General features: G+C 72.0%; 20 protein-coding genes. 6 read left to right on the forward strand and 14 right to left on the reverse strand.

The window, feature by feature from the left end; all coding sequences use genetic code 11:
- Nucleotides 1–48: 48 nt before the first annotated feature.
- Entirely contained in the window at nucleotides 49–564 is a 516-nt protein-coding gene (locus GA0115234_RS09195) for a GNAT family N-acetyltransferase (RefSeq protein WP_093540377.1), read from the forward strand.
- 75 nt (nucleotides 565–639) lie between these two features.
- On the forward strand, nucleotides 640–1,044 hold the full coding sequence (locus tag GA0115234_RS09200) for a DUF4259 domain-containing protein (RefSeq protein ID WP_093540378.1): 405 nt from the start codon (nucleotides 640–642) through the stop codon (nucleotides 1,042–1,044).
- On the opposite strand, the gene GA0115234_RS09205 is transcribed toward GA0115234_RS09200, so the two are convergent.
- From GA0115234_RS09205 to GA0115234_RS09240, 8 genes are all read right to left on the reverse strand, one after another.
- Nucleotides 1,045–1,656 carry a Uma2 family endonuclease gene (locus GA0115234_RS09205; RefSeq protein WP_093540379.1) on the reverse strand — a complete coding sequence of 204 codons (612 nt, stop codon included), beginning with the start codon at nucleotides 1,654–1,656 and terminating at the stop codon, nucleotides 1,045–1,047.
- A gap of 146 nt (nucleotides 1,657–1,802) precedes the next feature.
- The gene (gene serC, locus GA0115234_RS09210; protein WP_093540380.1) at nucleotides 1,803–2,921 is read right to left on the reverse strand and encodes a phosphoserine transaminase; all 1,119 of its coding nucleotides are present in this window, start codon (nucleotides 2,919–2,921) and stop codon (nucleotides 1,803–1,805) included.
- 95 nt (nucleotides 2,922–3,016) lie between these two features.
- The gene (locus tag GA0115234_RS09215) at nucleotides 3,017–4,225 is read right to left on the reverse strand and encodes a cytochrome P450 family protein (protein WP_093540381.1); all 1,209 of its coding nucleotides are present in this window, start codon (nucleotides 4,223–4,225) and stop codon (nucleotides 3,017–3,019) included.
- Complete coding sequence (locus GA0115234_RS09220; protein WP_093540382.1) at nucleotides 4,222–5,502, reverse strand: cytochrome P450; 1,281 nt, start codon at nucleotides 5,500–5,502, stop codon at nucleotides 4,222–4,224. Before GA0115234_RS09220 ends, GA0115234_RS09215 begins: the two co-directional genes overlap by 4 nt.
- Nucleotides 5,499–6,152 carry a GTP-binding protein gene (locus GA0115234_RS09225; protein WP_237541170.1) on the reverse strand — a complete coding sequence of 218 codons (654 nt, stop codon included), beginning with the start codon at nucleotides 6,150–6,152 and terminating at the stop codon, nucleotides 5,499–5,501. The genes GA0115234_RS09220 and GA0115234_RS09225 overlap by 4 nt, the downstream gene beginning before the upstream one ends.
- The gene (locus GA0115234_RS09230) at nucleotides 6,133–6,498 is read right to left on the reverse strand and encodes a DUF742 domain-containing protein (RefSeq protein WP_093540383.1); all 366 of its coding nucleotides are present in this window, start codon (nucleotides 6,496–6,498) and stop codon (nucleotides 6,133–6,135) included. The genes GA0115234_RS09225 and GA0115234_RS09230 overlap by 20 nt, the downstream gene beginning before the upstream one ends.
- Entirely contained in the window at nucleotides 6,495–6,938 is a 444-nt protein-coding gene (locus GA0115234_RS09235; protein WP_093540384.1) for a roadblock/LC7 domain-containing protein, read from the reverse strand. The genes GA0115234_RS09230 and GA0115234_RS09235 overlap by 4 nt, the downstream gene beginning before the upstream one ends.
- Nucleotides 6,935–8,491, reverse strand: coding sequence for a sensor histidine kinase (locus tag GA0115234_RS09240; RefSeq protein WP_093540385.1), 1,557 nt, complete (start codon nucleotides 8,489–8,491; stop codon nucleotides 6,935–6,937). Before GA0115234_RS09240 ends, GA0115234_RS09235 begins: the two co-directional genes overlap by 4 nt.
- A 293-nt stretch (nucleotides 8,492–8,784) precedes the next feature.
- Here GA0115234_RS09240 and GA0115234_RS09245 point away from each other — a divergent pair, with 293 nt between their 5' ends.
- Nucleotides 8,785–11,655, forward strand: coding sequence for an FAD-binding and (Fe-S)-binding domain-containing protein (locus GA0115234_RS09245; protein WP_093540386.1), 2,871 nt, complete (start codon nucleotides 8,785–8,787; stop codon nucleotides 11,653–11,655).
- Nucleotides 11,656–11,709: 54 nt separating this feature from the next.
- Here GA0115234_RS09245 and GA0115234_RS09250 read toward each other — a convergent pair whose 3' ends face one another.
- The 3 genes from GA0115234_RS09250 to GA0115234_RS09260 are packed head-to-tail and all read right to left on the reverse strand — an operon-like array spanning nucleotide 11,710 to nucleotide 13,468.
- Nucleotides 11,710–12,480, reverse strand: coding sequence for a 2OG-Fe(II) oxygenase (locus tag GA0115234_RS09250; protein ID WP_237541172.1), 771 nt, complete (start codon nucleotides 12,478–12,480; stop codon nucleotides 11,710–11,712).
- Between the two features lie 59 nt (nucleotides 12,481–12,539).
- Nucleotides 12,540–12,926: a tail fiber domain-containing protein gene (locus GA0115234_RS09255; protein ID WP_093540387.1), complete on the reverse strand. Its 387-nt coding sequence runs from the start codon at nucleotides 12,924–12,926 to the stop codon at nucleotides 12,540–12,542.
- Nucleotides 12,927–12,928: 2 nt separating this feature from the next.
- Complete coding sequence (locus GA0115234_RS09260; RefSeq protein ID WP_093540388.1) at nucleotides 12,929–13,468, reverse strand: hypothetical protein; 540 nt, start codon at nucleotides 13,466–13,468, stop codon at nucleotides 12,929–12,931.
- Between the two features lie 611 nt (nucleotides 13,469–14,079).
- Between GA0115234_RS09260 and GA0115234_RS09265 the strand changes: the two genes are divergently transcribed.
- Nucleotides 14,080–15,012: a MarR family transcriptional regulator gene (locus GA0115234_RS09265; protein WP_141718410.1), complete on the forward strand. Its 933-nt coding sequence runs from the start codon at nucleotides 14,080–14,082 to the stop codon at nucleotides 15,010–15,012.
- A gap of 52 nt (nucleotides 15,013–15,064) precedes the next feature.
- On the opposite strand, the gene GA0115234_RS09270 is transcribed toward GA0115234_RS09265, so the two are convergent.
- The 3 genes from GA0115234_RS09270 to GA0115234_RS09280 form a co-directional block, all read right to left on the reverse strand.
- Complete coding sequence (locus tag GA0115234_RS09270) at nucleotides 15,065–15,250, reverse strand: DUF397 domain-containing protein (protein WP_256088694.1); 186 nt, start codon at nucleotides 15,248–15,250, stop codon at nucleotides 15,065–15,067.
- Nucleotides 15,251–15,317: 67 nt separating this feature from the next.
- Complete coding sequence (locus GA0115234_RS09275) at nucleotides 15,318–16,178, reverse strand: phosphotransferase enzyme family protein (protein WP_093540484.1); 861 nt, start codon at nucleotides 16,176–16,178, stop codon at nucleotides 15,318–15,320.
- A 203-nt stretch (nucleotides 16,179–16,381) separates the two neighbouring features.
- Nucleotides 16,382–17,284, reverse strand: coding sequence for a LysR family transcriptional regulator (locus tag GA0115234_RS09280; protein WP_237541174.1), 903 nt, complete (start codon nucleotides 17,282–17,284; stop codon nucleotides 16,382–16,384).
- A gap of 150 nt (nucleotides 17,285–17,434) precedes the next feature.
- On the opposite strand from GA0115234_RS09280, the gene GA0115234_RS09285 reads away from it, so the two are divergent.
- Nucleotides 17,435–18,406: an EamA family transporter gene (locus tag GA0115234_RS09285; RefSeq protein ID WP_093540392.1), complete on the forward strand. Its 972-nt coding sequence runs from the start codon at nucleotides 17,435–17,437 to the stop codon at nucleotides 18,404–18,406.
- Between the two features lie 82 nt (nucleotides 18,407–18,488).
- Complete coding sequence (locus GA0115234_RS09290; RefSeq protein ID WP_093540393.1) at nucleotides 18,489–18,920, forward strand: DUF3592 domain-containing protein; 432 nt, start codon at nucleotides 18,489–18,491, stop codon at nucleotides 18,918–18,920.
- Nucleotides 18,921–19,084 lie beyond the last annotated feature (164 nt).

The following is a 19,084-nucleotide window of genomic DNA, read 5'->3' on the forward strand; positions in this document are numbered from 1 at the left end:
CGGTGCGCGCCGCGGCGCGCATAGGGTCGGGGCCCTATGGAGAGCCGAATGATCCTGAAGCCCGAACCGTTCGCCACCGCACGGCTGGACGTACTGCCGCTACGGGTCGCGTACGCGGACGAGATGGCGGCGGTGCTGGACGACCCGGCCCTGCACACGTACACCGGGGGTGCCCCGGAGACCGCCGACGGGCTGAGGGCCCGCTACGGACGCCAGACCGCCGGTTCGCCGGACCCCCGGGTGCGGTGGTGGAACTGGGTGCTGCGGGTACGGGACGAGGACCGCCTGGCCGGATACGTCCAGGCGACGGTGGACGTGCCGGGCGCCGCGGCGGAGATCGCCTGGGTGGTCGGGACGCGGTGGCAGGGGCGCGGGTACGCGAAGGAGGCCGCGGCGGGGCTGGCGGCCCACCTGCTGGCGGCGGGGACGGTGCCTACCGTCCTCGCCCACATCCATCCGGACCACCACGCCTCCGCCGCCGTGGCCGAAGCGGCGGGGCTGGTGCCGACGGGAGAGTGGTGCGACGGCGAACGGCGCTGGGAGCGGGGAGCGGAGAACGGCTGAGCGCCGGCCCGCCGTTGTCAGTGGTGGCTGAGAGAGTGGCGCACGTACGGACAGCACTCGCGGAGGGAACACCCCATGGGCACCTGGGACACCGGCCATTTCGACAACGACACCGCTGCGGACTTCTCCGGGGCGGTCGACGACGCACCGGAGGCCGAGCGGGCGGCGCTGCTCCGCAACGCCCTGACCGTCGCGATCGAGGCGGACTACCTGGACAGTGACGAGGGCGCTCCCGCCGTCGCGGCGGCCGCGCTGATCGCCGCCCAGTGCCCGGGAGGCGAGCCGGTGACCACCGCGTACGGCCCCGACAAGCCGCTGCCCACGCTCCCGACGGAGCTGCGCCCCCTCGCGGTGAAGGCCCTCGACGCGGTGCTGGGCGAGAATTCGGAGCTGCGCGAGCTGTGGGACGACGCGGGGGACAAGGAGTGGGCCCCGGGCATAGCCCGCCTGCGGGAGGTCCTGGTGGCGGCGGCCGGCTGATCAGGCGCGGGGGCGGCCGGCCTGGATGAGCTGGTCGACGTCGAGGGTCACCGGGGCGCCGATCGACTCCGGGAGGGTGACGGTCTGCCCGGGGGCGTACACCTGGTGGCTCTCGTAACCCCCGCCCATGGGCTCGGTCAGGACATGCACCCGGCCGTGCTTCCGGTCGATGATCACGTAGACCGGGATCTTGGCCTCGGAGTAGGCGGCGACCTTGTTGCGCAGGTCGTTGTTGTAGTTGCTGGAGGTGACTTCCAGGACGAGGCGGAAGACGGCGGGGTCGTAGCAGTTGTTCTCGACCAGGTGGTCGTCGAGATCGGCGTCGACGATCGACAGATCGGGGATGGCGAAGTCCGCAGGGCCGCCGGGGAGCCACACTCCGAGTGCCTGGATGACCTCCGTCTCACCGTCATCGAGACCGGCTGCGATGAAGGGGCGCATGATCTTGGTGAGCGCTCGGCCGTGCGGTCCGTCCGGGGGTGGGGCCACGGTGATGACGCCTCCGATGATCTCGACACGGCAACCCGGGTTCTGCTCCGCGAGCCTGTTGGCCGTGTCGAGCAGCGAATCCGGCTCACCGCCACAGGGGTGCTCGACTGCTGTTGCAGACATTGCGGGCCTCCTGAAGGGGTGATGTCGAGGTCATCATCGTAGGCCGATGCAATCGCCAGTGCCCGAAAGCCGTTCCGACACTCGACCGAGTGAACGACGAAGGGCCCCGCGCGTCGGCGCGGAGCCCTTCGTCGTACGGGTATGCGTTACAGCTTCTCGATCACGTAGTCGATGCAGGCGGTCAGCGCCTGGACGTCCGACGGGTCGATCGCCGGGAACATCGCCACGCGCAGCTGGTTGCGGCCCAGCTTGCGGTACGGCTCGGTGTCCACGATGCCGTTGGCACGGAGCACCTTGGCGACGGCGGAGGCGTCGATCTCGTCCGCGAAGTCGATCGTGCCGATGACCTGCGAGCGCTTCGCCGGGTCCGTGACGAACGGGGTCGCGTACTTCGACTCCTCGGCCCAGCCGTACAGGTGCTGCGACGAGGCGGCCGTGCGGCCGGTGGTGAAGTCCAGGCCGCCCTGGGTGTTCATCCAGGTCAGCTGCTCGTTCAGGAGGAACAGCGTGGCCAGGGCCGGGGTGTTGTACGTCTGGTTCTTCAGGGAGTTGTCGATCGCCGTGGGCAGCGAGAAGAACTCCGGGATGTGGCGGCCCGAGGCGTGGACGCGCGCGGCGCGCTCCAGGGCGGCCGGGGAGAAGACGCCGATCCAGAGGCCGCCGTCGGAGGCGAAGGACTTCTGCGGGGCGAAGTAGTAGACGTCCGACTCGGTGATGTCGACCGGCAGACCGCCCGCGCCGGAGGTGGCGTCCACCAGGACGAGGGAGCCCTCGTCGGCGCCCGCGACGCGCTTGACCGGCGCGGCGACACCGGTCGAGGTCTCGTTGTGCGTGAAGGCGTAGACATCGACGCCCGCCTCGGCCTGCGGGTCCGGGTGGGTGCCCGGGTCGGAGGCGATCACGGTCGGGTCGGCCAGCCACGGGGCGAGCTTGGCGGCCTTCGCGAACTTCGAGGAGAACTCGCCGAAGTTGAGGTGCTGGGACTTCGTCTCGATGAGTCCGTGCGTCGCGATGTCCCAGAAGGCGGTGGAACCGCCGTTGCCCAGGATCACCTCGTAGCCCTCGGGCAGGGAGAAGAGGTCGCGTACGCCCTGACGCACCGCTCCGACCAGGTTCTTGACCGGGGCCTGGCGGTGGGACGTACCGAGGAGAGACGTACCGGTGGCGGCCAGCGCGTCGAGCGCCTCCGTCCGCACCTTGGAAGGACCGGCGCCGAAGCGTCCGTCGGCGGGCTTGATGTCAGCGGGAATCTGGATATCGGCCACGAACCGGAGCGTAGTACCTCACGGACACGGCCGAGCACCGTGTCCGTCGGATGAGACGCCCGCTCCGGTCCGTGGACCGCGTACGGGGACCGGCGTCAGCCCAGATCCACCGGCAGGTCGTGCAGGTCGTTCTGGGTGACGATCGGCTTGTTCCGCAGCTCGGACGCGGGGACGGCGAGCTCCAGTTCCGGGAACCGCTCGTACAGCGCGGGCAGCGCCACGCCCGCCTCCAGCCGGGAGAGCGCCGCACCCGGACAGACGTGCGGGCCGTGGCCGAACGCGATGTGGCGGTTGGGGGAGCGGGTGACGTCGAAGTCACCGGCCGTCGGGCCGTGCTGCGCCTCGTCGCGGCCGAGCGCGCCGAAGGAGACGATCAGCGCCTCGCCCTTGGGCAGCACCTTGTCGCCCACCTCGACGTCCTCGGTGGCGAACCGGATCAGGACGTGCGACGTGGGGGTGTTCCAGCGCAGCGTCTCCTCGATCACGTTCTCCCACGGCACCTCTCCCGCCAGCACCTGCTCGCGCTGCTCGGGGTGGGTCTGGAGGGCGACGACCGCGTTCACGATCAGGCTGATCGTGGTCTCGTGACCGGCCGCGATGATCAGCTGGAGGGTGTTGACGATCTCCTCGTCGGTGAGCTGGTCGCCGTTCTCGGAGGCCGCGATCAGGGCGCTGGTGAGGTCGTCGCCCGGGTTCTCCCGCTTGCCGTCGACGATCTTCGTGAAGAGCGCGCCGAGGTCCGCCATCATCTGCGGGACCTCCTCCGGCGGCGTCTGCGTCGAGAAGAACTTCTCGAACAGCTCCTTCAGCCGCGGGTGGTCGGCGCTGTCGACGCCCATCAGCTCGCTGATCACGTTCATCGGCAGCGGGTAGGCGAACTCCGCCTTCAGGTCGACCCGCTCGCCCTTCGGCAGCGCGGCCAGCCGGTCCAGGCTCGCCGTGGTCAGCGCCTCGATGCCGGCCCGCAGCCGCTCCACCCGCTTGACCGTCAGCGCCTGCGCGACCAGGGTGCGCAGCCGGCGGTGGTCCGCGCCGTCGACCGTGAGCATGGAGCGGCCCGGGTTGGCGAGGCCGATCAGCGGCCAGTCCATGGGTATCTCGCCGCGCTGCCAGGCGTTCCAGACATCGATGTCCTTCACGATCCGGCTGTCGGTGAGCAGCTGCCGCGCCTCGGCGTGGTGGGTGACCGCGTAGCAGTGCACCCCGCCCGGCAGTTCCACCTCGGCGAGCGGACCGGCGGCCCGCAGCCGGGCGCTCTCGCCGTCGAGATCGGCGACGAAGGGGTCGAGGGCGATGCGGGTCATCTCTGGCCTCCGGTGGTGGCTTCCGCGGTGGGTCCCAGGGCGAGGGTGGGTGTGAAGGTCAACGGCAGGTCGGTCAGGCCCCGCAGCCACGGGGACGGACGCCGGGTGAGCCGTTCGGCGGGGACGGCGAGGTCGATGTCCGGGAGCCGGTCGAGCAGTACCTCGATGCCGGTACGGGCGATGACCTCGGCGGTCTCCTGGGCCGGGAACGGGCAGCGGTGCTCGCCGTGGCCGAAGGAGAGGAACGCGTTGTTGCCGCCGGTCAGCGTGGAACCGTCGGTGCGGACCTGAGGGTCCGCGTTGGCGGCGGCGATGCCCAGCAGCAGCAGGTCGCCCGCCTCGATGTGGCGGCCGCCGAGGCGGGTGTCGCGCGAGGCCCAGCGGCCCGCGACGTTCTGCGTCGGGGTGTCCTCCCACAGGACCTCGTTCATGGCCTCGGCGACGCTGTGCCGGCCGCCCGAGAGGGAGGCCGCGAACCGGTCGTCGGTGAGCATCAGCCGCAGCGAGTTGCCGATCCAGTCGGCGGTCGGCTGGTGGCCCGCGGCCATCATGACCATCAGGTCCTGGGCGACCTCCTCGTCGGTGAAGCCGCCGCGGTCGGCGAGCATCCGCGAGGCGACGTCGTCGCCGGGCTCGGAGTGCTTGTCGGCCAGCAGCTGGAACATGGACGAGGCCAGGTGCTGCTGGCCCGCCAGGGCCCGCTCCCGGCCGTCGATCATGTCGTTGAGCGAGCCGACGAGCGCATGGCCGATGGTGTCGCTGAAGCCGTAGATCTTCGCCAGGACGAGGGCGGGCAGCAGCATCGCGTACTCGGCGATGATCTCGGCGCCGCCGGTGGCGCAGAACCGGTCGATGAGGTCGTCGGCGAACTCCTCCGCGTACCGCTTCAGCGCGAACGGGTCGACGGCCTCCAGCGCGTTGCTGATCATCGCGGCGCGCTCGGTGTGCCGGGGGCCGACCGTGTACAGGATCGACGGCTGCTTGCGGCCGATCATCGGCAGCAGGGGCCAGTCGCCGGGGATGCGGTCCCACTGGTTCCACAGGTCGGAGTCCCGGCTGAACAGCACCGGGTCGGCGGTGACCTGGTGCAGTTCGCGGTAGCCGAGCACGAGCCAGGCGGGTATGTCGCCGTCGAGGACGACCGGGGCCACAGCCCCGTGGTCGCGGCGCATCTCCCGGTAGAGCCGGGTCGGTTCGGTCTGGAACCGGGGGCCGGAGAGCGGCGCGCGGCCCTGGGAGACGGGGCAGCCGGCGGGCGGCGCCGGGGGCTGGGTCACGGGGTGGGCTCCGGGGTCTTCTCCGGCGCGATCTCCGGACGGGTGGCGGCGGACCGGGCGGAAGCCCCGCCCTGCGAGAGGGTGTGGAGGTACTCGACCAGGGTGATCAGCACGTACTTGCTGGACGAACGGTCCCGGGCGTCGCACTCCACGAGGGGTACGTCGTCCGAGAGCGCGAGCGCCTCGCGTATCTGCTGTTCGGTGTGGAGCGGGCCGCCGAAGTCGTTGCAGGCCACGATGAACGGCGTGCCGTGGTGCTCCAGCCGGTCGATCGCGTACCAGGAGTCGGCGAGCCTGCGGGTGTCGACGAGTACGACGGCACCGAGCGTGCCGGAGAACAGCCGGTCCCACAGGAACCAGAAGCGCTCCTGGCCGGGGGCGCCGAAGAGGTACAGGACGGAGCGCTCGTCGAGCGAGATCCGGCCGAAGTCGAAGGCGACGGTCGTGGACGTCTTCGACTGCACACCGTCGAGGTGGTCGACGGCCTCGCCCGCGCGGGTCATGGTCTCTTCCGTGTTCAGCGGACGGATCTCGCTGACGGAGCGGACCATCGTGGTCTTGCCGACGCCGAAGCCGCCGACGACGACGATCTTCAGTCCGTTGTCGGCCGTCGCCCGCAGGGCGGCACGGTCAGAGGTTGCGGAGTCCAACGAGCACCTGTTCCAGGATGTCGGGGTCGGGGAGCCGGTCCGCGACACGGGCAGTACGGGGGTGACGGGCGCTGATCCGTCCGGTGTCCAGCAGGTCGGACAGCATGATCCGGACGATGCTGACGGGCAGGCCGAGCGCCGCCGAGATCTCCACGACCGCGGTGGGCAGTTGGCACATCCGCAGGATCGTGGCGTGCTCCGACTGCATGCCGGGAGCCGGCTCGCACTCGGAGACCACCAGCGTCACCAGGTCGAACGCGTCCGAGTCGGACCGGCTGCGCCCCCCGGTGAGGGTGTACAGCCGGTCCGGATCGTCGTCCCGGCCGGGGCGGCGGGGGCGGGTCATACGGCCGCGTTCGCGTCGGCGGCGCCGACGTCGGAGGCCGAGGAGGAGCGCGGCGGGGCGCTGAGGTGCTCGCCGAGCTGCTCGACGAGCTCGCTCATGTTGTGGCCGATGAGGCCGACGTCGGAGTCCTCGGAGGCGACGACCGCGAGATGGGCGCCCGCGCCCGCCTCGACGATGAACAGCACGCCGCCGTAGAACTCGGCCATCGCGGACCGTACGCCGCCGGTGCCGTCACCGAACTCGACGGATGCGCCGTGCGACAGGCTCTGGATACCGGCCGAGATCGCGGCCAGCTGATCGGCCTGGTCGACGGAGAGCTCGGGGGTGCGGCACAGCTTGAGGCCGTCCCTGGACAGGACGAGGGCGTGACGAGTGCCGGGGGTGCGCTCCAGGAGCCCCTCCAGCAGCCAGTTGAGCTTCTCGTCGGTGGTGGCGGTCATCGGGTGTTGCCTTCTTCCGGGTGCGGGGAATTGGCCCGAACAGCCTGGCGGAAGCTGCTGAAACGGGCGGCCTGTTCCTTGGGGTCGGAGGTGCGGGGCCGGGAGGCCGTGGCGTCGTCGGAGTGGGCGTGGGCGCGGGCCTCCGCGGCGGCGAGGGTGCGGCCGCGGGGTCGCTTGGGCAGTCCGCTCTCGCCGAACCGGGGGAGGTTGACGGTGCTGGTGTCGGACGCGGTGGAGTCCGCCGGGGCGGGGGCGGTGTGTCCGGCCCGTCCGGTGGGTTCGGCGGAGGCCGGCGCGTGCTGCGTGGGCTGAGCGTGCTGCGCGTCGGACGGGGCCGTCGCCGGGGCGGCCGTCGCCGGGGCGGTGCCGTGCGTGGGCTCCGGCTCGGGCACCGGGCGGGAGACCGGGGCCGGGGCGGGGACCGGTACGGCGGCCCGGGTGAGGAGCTCCTGCGGGAGCATCATCAGGGCGCCCGTGCCACCGCGCGCGGAGGGCCGGAAGGAGATGGTCAGACCGTGCTTGCGGGCCAGCCGGCCGACGACGGCGAGGCCGAGCCGGGTGCCGGAGAGACCCGTCAGGTCCTGGTCGGTGGCCGACACCGCGCGCTCGGCGCGGCGCAGCTGCACATCGCTCATGACCAGGCCGCTGTCCTCGACGGTCAGGACGATGCCGGCCGGCACCTCCTCGACGTACACATGGACTTCCGCCGTGGGCGGCGAGAAGTTGGCCGCGTTGTCGAGGAGCTCGGCGAGCGCGTGCATGACGCCTTCGGCGGCGTGGCCGGCGACCGCGACATCGCTGGTCGAGTGGAGCCGCACCCGCTGGTAGCCGCTGATCCGGCCCATGGCGCCGCGCAGGATCGACTCCATCACGATCGGCTTCGCCCAGCGCCGCCCGGAGCGGGCGCCGGTCAGCACGGCGATGGAGTCGGCGAGCCGGCCCGCCTGGGCGGTGCGGTGGTCCAGGTGGAGCAGGTCGCCGAGCACGTCCTCGGCGGCGTGCCGGTGCTCCATCTCGCGCAGGTCGGCGAGCATGCTGGTGGCCAGGGCCTGCATCCGGCCCGCGGCGTTGGCGCAGGCGGCGACCGCGGCGGAGCGCTCGGTCTCGCTGCGGGTCGCGCGGGCGGTGAGCCGGGCGGTCTCGACGGTGAGCCGTTCGGTCTCGGCTGCGGCCTGTGCGGTGAGCCGCGCGTTCTCGGCCTCGGCCGCGGATCTGACCCGTGCGATCTCGGCCGAGGCGGCGGCCTTGATCCGGGCGGTCTCGGCGGTGAACCGCTGGCCCTCGGCCGCGGAGCTGGACACGAGGCGGCTGATCTCGCCGGTGAACCGCTGGGTCTCCGACGCGAGGCGGGCGCGCAGACGGCCGGCGTTGGCGCGGGCCTGGACGGCTGTGGCCACGGCGGCGGACAGCAGCACGGCGGCGGCCCCCGCCCCCCAGGCCAGCTCGGTCCGTACCGAGTCGGGGGCAGCGGTGACCGCCCACGCACACAGGGATCCGGTGACGGCCAGCGATATCAGCAGGGCCACTGCGGTCGGCCGGGATGAGGCGCTCAATGGGAGTCCTTGGGAGCGGACGAGTGCGGATGGAACGGACGGATCGGGCAGGTCGAACGATTCAGAAAGGGGTCTTTCTGGACAACGCGATGGAATGCGGCAACTGGAGCTGACAATTCCAAGGTAAGTCGTGGTCACTATATGAGAATTGACGCTCTCTTTGGGAAGACCTTGTGGCGTTCTCTGTTACGTATGTGACTACGCATCCGACGTATTCCGGCGCACTGACGTATTCGGGGGAAACGTGCGGCGCCGGACGGCCGAGTGGCCCGATCAACGGCATCCTGGGCCTCATGGCCGAACGACAGAATCCGACCGAACGTGCCGAGCTTGCTCGGGCCCTGCGCTCAGCGGTCCGCGGGGAAGTCGAATTCGGCGCCACCGCAAGGGCGTTGACGACGATGGACGCCTCCAACTACCGCCGCGTCCCGCTCGGGGTCGTCGCCCCGCGCGACGCCGACGACGTGGCCGCCGCACTCGCGGTCTGCCGCGCGCACGGGGTGCCCGTGGTGCCGCGCGGCGGCGGCACCTCCATCGCGGGGCAGGCCACCGGAACCGGAGTCGTGCTCGATCTCACCCGCCATCTGAACGGGATCCTCGCACTGGACCCCGCCTCCCGCACCGCCGTCGTCCAGCCGGGCGTGATCCTCGACGGCCTGCGCACCGCCGCCGCCCCGCACGGCCTCACCTTCGGCCCCGACCCGTCCACGCACAGCCGCTGCACGCTGGGCGGCATGATCGGCAACAACTCCTGCGGCGCGCACTCGGTCGCCTGGGGCACCACGGCCGACAACGTGCACGCCCTGGCCGTGACCCGCTACGGCGGCGACACCCTGCGCCTGGACCGGGGCACCGTCCCCGAGGCCCTGACCGGCCTCCCCGAACTCATCCGGACCCACCTCGCCCCGCTGCGCACCGGATTCCCCGAGCTCCCGCGCCGCATCTCCGGCTACGCCCTGGACGCCCTCCTGCCCGAGCGCGGGACCGACCTCGCCCGCGCCTTCTGCGGCAGCGAGGGGACGCTCGGCGTGGTGACGGAGGCGACCGTGCGCCTGGTCGAGGCCCCGGCGGCCCGCGCACTGGCCGTGCTCGGCTACGCCGACGAGGCGGCCGCCGCCGAAGCCGCCCCCGGCCTGCTCCCGTACCACCCGCTCACCGTCGAGGGCATGGCCGCCGATCTCGTACGGGAACCGGCCGGGCTGCCGCGCGGCGCCGCCTGGCTCTTCGCCGAGACGGGCGGCGCCACCCCCGCCGAGGCGCGGGCGCACGCCGAGCGCATCCTCCGGGCGGCCGAGGCGCTGGACGGCACCGTCGTCACCGACCCCGCCGGACAGCGGGCCCTGTGGCGCATCCGCGAGGACGCCGCGGGCACCGCCACCCGGATGCCGGACGGCACCGAGGCCTGGCCCGGCTGGGAGGACTGCGCCGTACCACCCGCCCGGCTCGGCCCGTACCTCCGCGACTTCCGCGCCCTGCTCGCCGGACACGGGCTGCGCGGCACCCCGTACGGGCACTTCGGCGACGGCTGCATCCACGTCCGGATCGACTTCGACCTGCTGAGCACCCAGGGCGTGGCCCGCTTCCGCCGTTTCTCCGAGGAGCTCGCGGACCTGGTCGTCGCACACGGCGGATCACTGAGCGGCGAGCACGGCGACGGCCAGGCCCGCGCCGAACTGCTCCCGCGCATGTACGGGGACGAGCTGGTCGCCCTCTTCTCCCGGTTCAAGGACATCTGGGACCCGGACGGCGGCATGAACCCCGGCATCCTCGCCCGCCCCGCCCGGCTCGACGAGAACCTCCGCTTCGAGGTGCTGCCGAAGCGCCCGGTGGACGTCGCGTTCGGCTACCCGCACGACGGCGGCGACTTCTCGGCGGCGGTGCGGCGGTGCGTGGGCGTCGCGAAATGCCGTACGGCGGAGCCGACGGACACCGGCGTGATGTGCCCGTCGTTCCGGGCGACCGGCGAGGAGGCCCACTCCACCCGGGGCCGGGCCCGGCTGCTGCACGAGATGCTCGCGGGCGGGGTGATCGCGGGCGACGGGCGTGGCACGGGTGGGGTGATCACGGAGGGCTGGCGCTCGACGGAGGTACGGGACGCGCTCGACCTCTGCCTGTCCTGCAAGGGCTGCCGCAGCGACTGCCCGGTGGGCGTCGACATGGCCACGTACAAGGCGGAGTTCCTGCACCACCACTACCGCCACCGGCTGCGCCCCGCCGCCCACTACACGATGGGCCGGCTGCCGATGTGGCTGCGCCTGGCGTCCCCCTTCGCGGCCGCGCTGAACGCGCTGGCCCGGGTGCGGCCGCTCGCCGCCCTCGCCAAGCGGCTGGCGGGCGTCGCACCGGAGCGTGGGATTCCGGTCCTGGCGCGGGAGACGTTCACCCGGTGGCTGAACCGGCGCTGGGGCAAGGGCACGTTCATCTTCTCGAACGACGAGGTGGCCATGGTCTGGCCCGACACCTTCACCGAGCGCCTCTCACCCGAGGTGGGCCGGGCGGCGGTGCGGGTCCTGGAGGCGGCGGGCCGTCACACGATCCCCGCCGGGCGCGGGCTGTGCTGCGGCCTGACCTATGTGTCGACGGGCCAGCTCGACAAGGCCCGCACGGTCATGCGCCGCACCCTGGACCGGCTGGGCGGCACGCTCGGCACCCCCGTGGTCGTCCTCGAACCGAGCTGCGCCGCGACCCTCCGCGCCGACCTGCCCGAGCTCCTCCACGACGACCCGAGAGCCGCCGAACTGGCCTCGTCGGTACGGACCTTGGCCCAGTACCTGGAGGAGTACGCCCCCGACTGGCAGCCACCCCGCCTGGACCGCCCGGCCGTCGGCCAGACCCACTGCCACCAGCACGCGGTCCTGGGCGACGCGGCGGAGCGCCGACTGCGTGAACGCGCCGGGCTGACGGGTGAGTTGAGCGGCGGCTGTTGCGGCCTGGCCGGGAACTTCGGCTTCGAGCGGGGCCACTGGGAGGTGTCGGCGGCCTGCGCGGAGGAGAGCCTGCTGCCCTCGGTACGGGCCGCCGAACCGGGCACGGAGGTCCTGGCGGACGGCTTCTCCTGCCGGACCCAACTGGAACAGCTGGGCGGCGTACGGGCACGACACCTGGCGGAGGTGCTGGCGCAGGGCCTGACGGAGGGGCCGGCCGACGAGCGGGAAGAGGGGTAGTGGCGGGGCGGTAGCGGGGCAGCACCGAGACGCGACGGCCCTCACCGGCTCACGTCATGCCCGAGGCGTGCGGTGCGCGGCGTGCGATGCGCGGTGTGCGGGGTCGGGGCTGCACAGCCAGCCGTTGACGGCGAAGCGGCTGTCCGCGTGCCGCTTGCTCGGGCAGCCGACCGGCCGTACCTCGTGCCAGGCGGTGGGCGGGAAGAACACGATGCTGTCGTGTTCGGGCTCCCAGTCCCGCCAGGTGCGCTCCTCCCACTTCCCGGTCGTGTCGGTGTGCAGCGGCAGGGCGGCGTCGAACACGCGCAGTTCGCCCCCGTCGAAGGGCCGGGGCGTGCGATGCAGGTAGTACACGAACGTGAGCAGGCGCCGGGGCGAGAATTCGGCGCTGGTGTCCTGGTGCGGCCGGTAGAAGTCGCCGTCGTTGTGCACGTTGAGGCTGTAGTTGGGTTCGGTGTACCGGCAGGAGATGCCCAGCGTGTGCTCGACCGCCTCCAGTACGTCGTCGATGGCCGCCATCAGTTCGGGCGCGGCGAAGTCCTGGTACGACCGGGACCGGCGAACGTCGGGAACGACCTCCCGGTCCCGGATCATCGAGGGCTTCAACGCGTCGCCGGTGGAGGCGATGGCGCGCTCCAGCAGAGCGTCGGCCGTCCGCTCGCCCAGGAACTGGGTGATGCGGCAGACCGTCACCGGAAGCCGCCAGATCGCGTCCGTGCACACCGGCGACGGCTCGTCCATCGCCCCGGACGGTTCGTCCACGGCCCCGGACGGCTCCGGCACGGTTCCGTGCCCTGCCGAGGTGTCCTGTTCTGTCTCTGTCATGCCGTCCTGCTTGTCGTGGTGGCCTGATCCTCTGGTCCGGATCCCGGATCCCGGCGTCGTCACGCGGCCTCGGCCGGGTCCACGCGGGCGGCTTCTCGCAGACGGTCCACTTCGGCCGTGAGTTCCTCCACCCGGCGGTGCAGCGCCTGGACGCACACCAGGGCGACGCCGAGGCCGTCGACGACGGGGATGGTGGTGTCGTCCCGGTTGAAGCCGAAGGCGGCGTGCCAGTCCTGGGCCATCGGCCCGAGATGACGTACGTCCTCGGGCTCCCAGAGATAGCGCCAGGTACTGATGGGCAGCGCGGCCACGGTGTCCAGGACCGCATGGCCGTTGACCGCGCCGACCGGGGCCACGGCCCCGGCCCCGCTCTCCCGCGCCCCGTCCGGACGAGGGCCCGGGGCGCCCTGGCCGGCCGCCCGGGACCGTCGGCGGAAGATCCGCATCCTCACCGGCTCCAGTCGACCGGGACGACGTCCTGCTTGAGCCCGCGGTCGCTGCAGATGCCGCACGGGGCGTTCGGGACGCCGGGGGCCTGGTCGGTGCCGACGGTGATCGCTCCGTGGGCCCCGACCGGGGCGTGGACGCCGTCGCCGACCAGCGCGGCTTCGTAGCCGCCGAGCAGCTCCTGGAGGGTTCCCGGACCCAGGTTCTCCGGGGCGGTGATCGCGGCCACGCCGTCGTAGTCGGTGTAGGCGGCTCCCAGCGTCCGGCCGCCGACGGTGGCGAACACGACCTTCGCGCCGCGGATGGGCTCCCCGGTCACCGCGTCGGACGCCATCGCCTGGATGTTCTCCAGCTGCATCTGCGTGATGTTCAGGGTGGCCTGACTGGCCGCGAGCCTGACCGGCTTCAGGCTGGGGCATTCCGCCCCGCTGCACGACGTGGGCGGCGGGGTGGCCGCGGACGCGGCGACACCGCTTCCCGCGCCCAGCGACGCCAGAGCCGCGGCCATCACCGCGACGGTCTTACGCCCTACAGAACTCATGTCCACTCCCTGGGAACCGCCCTGGCGCGAGCCCCGTACCGGTGCATGACGGACGGGGCGGCCCGGACGCGTGCGGCACGTGACGGGTGCCGGCCTCTCGGGACGGCGCGGACGACGCTATCCATGCCCATACGGCCCGACCAGCAGACAAACGCGAGTTCGCGCTATCTGATGAACTGCCGGTAGAACAGTGACGAACGCGATCAACACGCACAAACCGGCGAACGGCCGCCGAAGCCCGCGTATGGGCACATCCGAGCCCCGAGTCCCGGGAGCCGGGTTTCGAGCTTCAGGCTTCGAGCTTCGAGGGGGGCTCGTTCACTCTTTCGTGGGTATGCGGAGAGGTCCGGGTCCGGGTCTTGAGCTTCGGGCTTCGGGAGCCGGGATCCGGACGTCGGGATTCGAGCGATGCCGTACAACCGATGGGGAAATGAAGGTGGTTGGGGAAACCTCCCCGCCCTCCCCGACCCGTCACGGCCAGCAAGTATGACTAGTCGCGACCAACTTGCGGCGCGAAGACGCGGCTGCTTACGGTGCCCAACGTAACGACCCCGACGCGGTGTTCACAGCACCGGCCGGGGTCTGACCCCAAGACCGATAGAGGCGATCCCGTGGCTGTCTCAAACCTTAGCCCTGCTCTGCGCGCGCCCGCATCCTCGCGCGCCCACCCGAAGGCCAAGCCCGGCTACGGAAAGCGATCCGTATCGAGGCAACGCCACGACGGTGGAGGCGACTTCGCGCTGCTCCCCGAACGTGAGCGGCACATCGCCGGTTATGTCGACGCGCTGCCCGAGGGTGCGGCGATGGACATCAAGTCGCTGGCCAGGACCCAGCCGTTGTACGGACAGATGGCCGTCGGCAGCGCGCTGCGGGCCTTGGGCGTGGCGGGCCATCTGCGGCATGTGCGATGCCTGAGCGGCGAGGGCGACCAGGTCCGGTGGGTGACCCGCACCTTCTGGTCCCGCACCGCCCATGACAACGAGTGGTGGACCGCCTTCCTGGCCGCCGAGGAACACCACTGCGCACCGCAGGAGCCCACGGAGGCCGCCAGGGTGGACGCCCCGGCCGAAGCGCCCGTACGCGAGCCCGCACCCGTACCGGCGCAGCCGCCCGCCACGGTGGTGCCGCAGCAGCGCACGGAAGGGCAGGTGCTGACGCCGGTCCATACGATGGGGGACCCCTCACCCGCCTTCGCCGCCCTGGCCCGCCTCGGCCGTACCGACTCCCGCCTGGCCCTCTCGGCAGCGGACTGCGCGGCACTGGAACAGGCGGCCGCCGAGTGGCTGGCGCGCGGTGTGGACGCCGACTACCTGACGCAGGCCCTCACCGCCGGGCTCCCCGCGTCCGTCGATTCCCCCTTCGGCTTCGTCCGCCGCCGCCTCCACGACAAGCTCCCGCCCCGCCTGCCCGCCCCGACCTCGGCCACTCAGGCAACTCCCGTGCGCCGCTTGATGCTTGAGTGCACCGAGTGCGGCACCCCGGGCAGGCCCGAAGCGATCCGCGACGGCCTGTGCAAGCGCTGCCGCGAGCCCGACCTGGCCTGACGGCATGACAACGGCCCTCGCCGCGCGGCGAGGGCCGGTCATTCGGGGCCGGTCATCCGTGGTGCTTGGCGAACTCCACGAGACCGGCGAACCGCTCGTTCGTCAGGGTCAGGCGCGGGCCGTCCGGCGTCTTGCTGTCACGGATCAGGAACTCACCCGTCGTGCGTGCGTGGTGGGGCGCCCACTCGATGCACTTCCCCCCATCGCCGCCACAGTAGGTGCTCTTGACCCACCGTATGGTTCGAGGGACGGCGACAGTCTCGTCGCTTGGTTCCTTGCCGCTTTCACATGGCCTTCGGCGATTTCTACAGACCATCCAGTCGCCTGGTCACTGTGTCGAGTGTCGGCCAAGGAGGACCCTCGCGCAGCAAGCGCAGGAATTCCTCTCCGAATCGCCTCCCATTCGGAAACTGGTCGCCAAGCTCCCAACGCCACGCGGCGACCATCGCGATAACGAGCTGCCGACACTCGTCCAGCAGCCCGTGGTCAACGCTTGGGTAGTGCTCGCAGACCGCCTCGGGAACATGGGCGAGATCGAACTCGACGGGTCCACGGCAGCACGTCTCAAGGTCGATGAACAACGGGCCGTTGCCCGTGCTGAGCACGTTGCCCGGATGCGGCTCGCCGTGGAGCAGCTGCTCCACGGCGCCGCGGTCGTCGATCGCTCGTCGCAGACTTGCCAGCCTGCCGCTGAGGAACACGCGGTCCGCGTCGGTGAGTTCCGGCGAGCGATCCGGGTCGGCGACAACTTCCTCCGCCTCCGTGATCCGGTCCGTGAACCTCGGGCTCGGCACATCGACCTTGCGCATGCCGGAGTGCAACTGCTCCAGCGCCTTGGCGTAGTCGACTGGTGAGGTGTGAGGTGTCACGGGCTCGTAGTAGGTCCACAGCGTCACTGCGAAGCCATCGCGTGTGTGCACACGCGGGTCCGCCCGAGGCTCCAGGGGACACACCGGGCATCCGGCCTCGGTGAGCCGCTGAGCGAGATCGACTTCGAACTGTGCAACCTCTTGTCCCACAGGGGCGACCCGGGCAAAGGCGTCGCATGGCGTCAGCCGCAGTGCCAGCTTGTTCGAGTTGTGAAGAACGATTGCATCGTTGGCTGGCAGGTCGAGTGATGCGGCGACCGAAGTCGCAGCCGCGATCGCACGCGTGACGTCAGTCATATCCACCCTCGAATCCTGGCATGGATGAGCGAGGGCGATACCAACCAGCGTGGCCAGGTGCCAACTATCGTGGCTCGGCAGAGCCTGGCGGATCTCCTTCATGGCGATCCGCGCACGCTCTTCCCTCCGCCTTCCCTCCGCCATCGCGAGCTCGCGGAAAGTCCCGCGATCACGGCGTGTGTGGTGGGTGGGACGTGCCCGCCTCAGCCGCCACCCCCGTCCCGCCCCACCACTTCGCGTGCCAGCGCGACCAGGTTCGGCAGTGCCGGGTGCCCCGGGGCGTCCCGCCGGGCCAGTAGTACGGGGACGGGCGGGGCGTCGACGAGTGGGCGGTAGATGACCCCGGAGTGCGGGTGCATGTCGGCGGTGGACGCGGCGGAGACACCGACGCCCCGGCCCGCTGCGATGGCGGTCAGCCAGTCGTCGGTGTTGGCGACGGTGAGCGTCGCGGTGGGGCGGGCGGACGGTGGCCACAGGTCCACGGTGGTGGTGCCGGAGACGGTGTTGAGGACGACGGTCTCGCCCGCCAGGTCGGTGAGGTGGAGCGCCGCGCGGTCCGCGAGCGGGCCGTCCGCCGCGACCGCCGCCACCCGGTCCTCCTCGAACAGCACCTCGGTGACGAGGCCGGGTGCCTCGACGGGCCCCCGCAGCAGCGCGGCGTCGACCTCGCCGCGGGTCAGCCCGGCGGTGCGGTCGTCGATCCGCAGCAGTTCGAGCGGGGTCTGTGGGTACAGCTCCTGCCAGCGGCGCAGCAGCGGTGTGGTGTACGGGCCGAACGCCGACCAGGCGTGCCCGAGCCGCAGCGGCCAGTGGCGCAGCCCGCCGGGGTCGAGCGCCGCGTCGAAGGCGGCGACCGCGGCGGCGGCCTTGTCCCGGAAGGCGACGCCTTCGGGGGTGAGGACGAGATGGTGGGTGGAGCGGTCGACGAGGCGGATGCCGAGGTGCTGCTCCAGGGCGGCGAGGGTGCGGGAGACCGCGGGCTGGGTGAGGCGGAGGCGGGCGGCGGCGCGAGTGACATTGCCCTCGTCGGCCACGGCGAGGAAGGCGCGCAGATGCCGCACTTCGATACCGCGGCCGGTGCTTTGTCCGGAACGCCCGATGCTCATGCGCCGGGAGCATAACCGCAGCACGATCGACATTTCACGTGGCACGCGGAGGTACCTACCGTAAGAGGACGTACCGCACGAGCGGAGTGCAGTATGTTCAATCGAGTGGTGCATTGAATTGTACTGTCGGATTCGGGAGGAACACCGCAGGTGAACGACCAGCGCAGTGCAGCAGGGGTGGCGGCCGCCGAGCAGGCCGTGGCCGTCGCCGTACCCGAGGTGGCTTCCGCCCTGGGCGACGCGGCAGGCCCCGCACGCCGCCGGGGTGCGGCGCTCGCCCCGGTCGCGCTGGTGGTCGCGGGCGGCCTCTCCGTCCAGTTCGGCTCCGCCGTCGCGGTGCTGCTGATGCCGAGGGCCGGTGCGCTCGGCGTCGTCACGCTGCGCCTGGCCGTGGCCGCGCTCGTGCTGCTGGTCGTCTGCCGTCCGAAGGTGCGCGGCCACTCGCGCGCCGACTGGGGCACGGTCCTCGCCTTCGGGCTGGCCATGGGCGGCATGAACACGCTCTTCTACCAGGCGGCCGACCGCATCCCGCTGGGCGCGGCCGTCACCCTGGAGGTGCTGGGTCCGCTCGCCCTCTCGGTGTTCGCGTCCCGCCGCCTGATCAACGTGGTCTGGGCCGGGCTCGCGCTGGGCGGCGTCGTGCTGCTCAGCGGCGGCGGCCTCGACCGTCTCGATCCGGTCGGCGCCGCGTACGCCCTGGGCGCCGGTGTCATGTGGGCGACGTACATCGTCTTCAGCGCCCGCACCGGCCGCCGCTTCCCCCAGGCGGACGGCCTGGCCCTGGCCATGGTCGTCGCCGCGCTCCTCTCGCTGCCCCTGGGCATCATGGAGTCGGGCTCGAAACTGCTGGTCCCGTCCACGGTGGGACTGGGCGCGGCGGTGGCGCTGCTCAGCTCGGTGCTTCCGTACACCCTCGAACTCATGGCGCTGCGCCGCCTGCCCGCGCCCACCTTCGCGATCCTGATGAGCCTGGAACCGGCGATCGCGGCCACGGCCGGCTTCCTCATCCTCGACCAGGCCCTGACGACCACCGACGCGCTGGCGATCGCGCTCGTCATCGGGGCGAGCATGGGCGCGGTACGGAGTCAGGCCCGGCGCGCGAAACCCCGCGAACGCGCCTGACGTCCGGGGGCCGGGCCCTTGTCGGCCCGCCCCGCGCGCGGGATCATGTCGGCCCTCGCACGGGATCACGCAGGGGGACCCCATGGTCGTTGTCGCCGCCGTCTACTTCGTCGTCGCCGTGGGGGCGGCCGTGATGTCCGGAAGGAGCCTGGACCGTACCCTCCAGGGCCCCCGGCTCCGGGCCGCCTGGGCCGAGGGGCTCACCGCCGAGGCCCGGTGCGTCTCCCTGCGCACCGAAGGGGTCCAGAACCCCGAGGGCGGACCCGTCGAGTACACCCACCTCACCCTGGAGTTCCGCACGGACGACGGGCGCACCGTCAGCTTCGAGGAGCGCCAGTCTCGCCCGACACCGGCCAAGGGCGACTTCGTGACCGTCTACTACAGCGCCGCGAACCCGGAGGGTGCGACCACCCGGGCACCGTCCTTCGGCATGCGCCACGCCAGGGCCGTGATCACCGCGGCGGGCTGCTTCTTCGCCCTGGTCTCGGCGGTCGTCATCGCCCTCGTTCCCTGAGCGTGTCCGGCACCCCGTGCGGCGCGGACGGCCCGAAGGTGTGCGCCGGGTCCGTCACGGTCCCGGCGGGCAGCCGGGCCATGCCCACCACCCGGTAGCGCGGGTCCGGGCTCGGCGGGTACGAACGGCCCTTCGCGTCCCGGTCGTACGCCGGCCGGTGCGCC

This window comes from Streptomyces sp. DvalAA-43 (assembly GCF_900091725.1).
Taxonomy (GTDB): domain Bacteria; phylum Actinomycetota; class Actinomycetes; order Streptomycetales; family Streptomycetaceae; genus Streptomyces; species Streptomyces pulveraceus.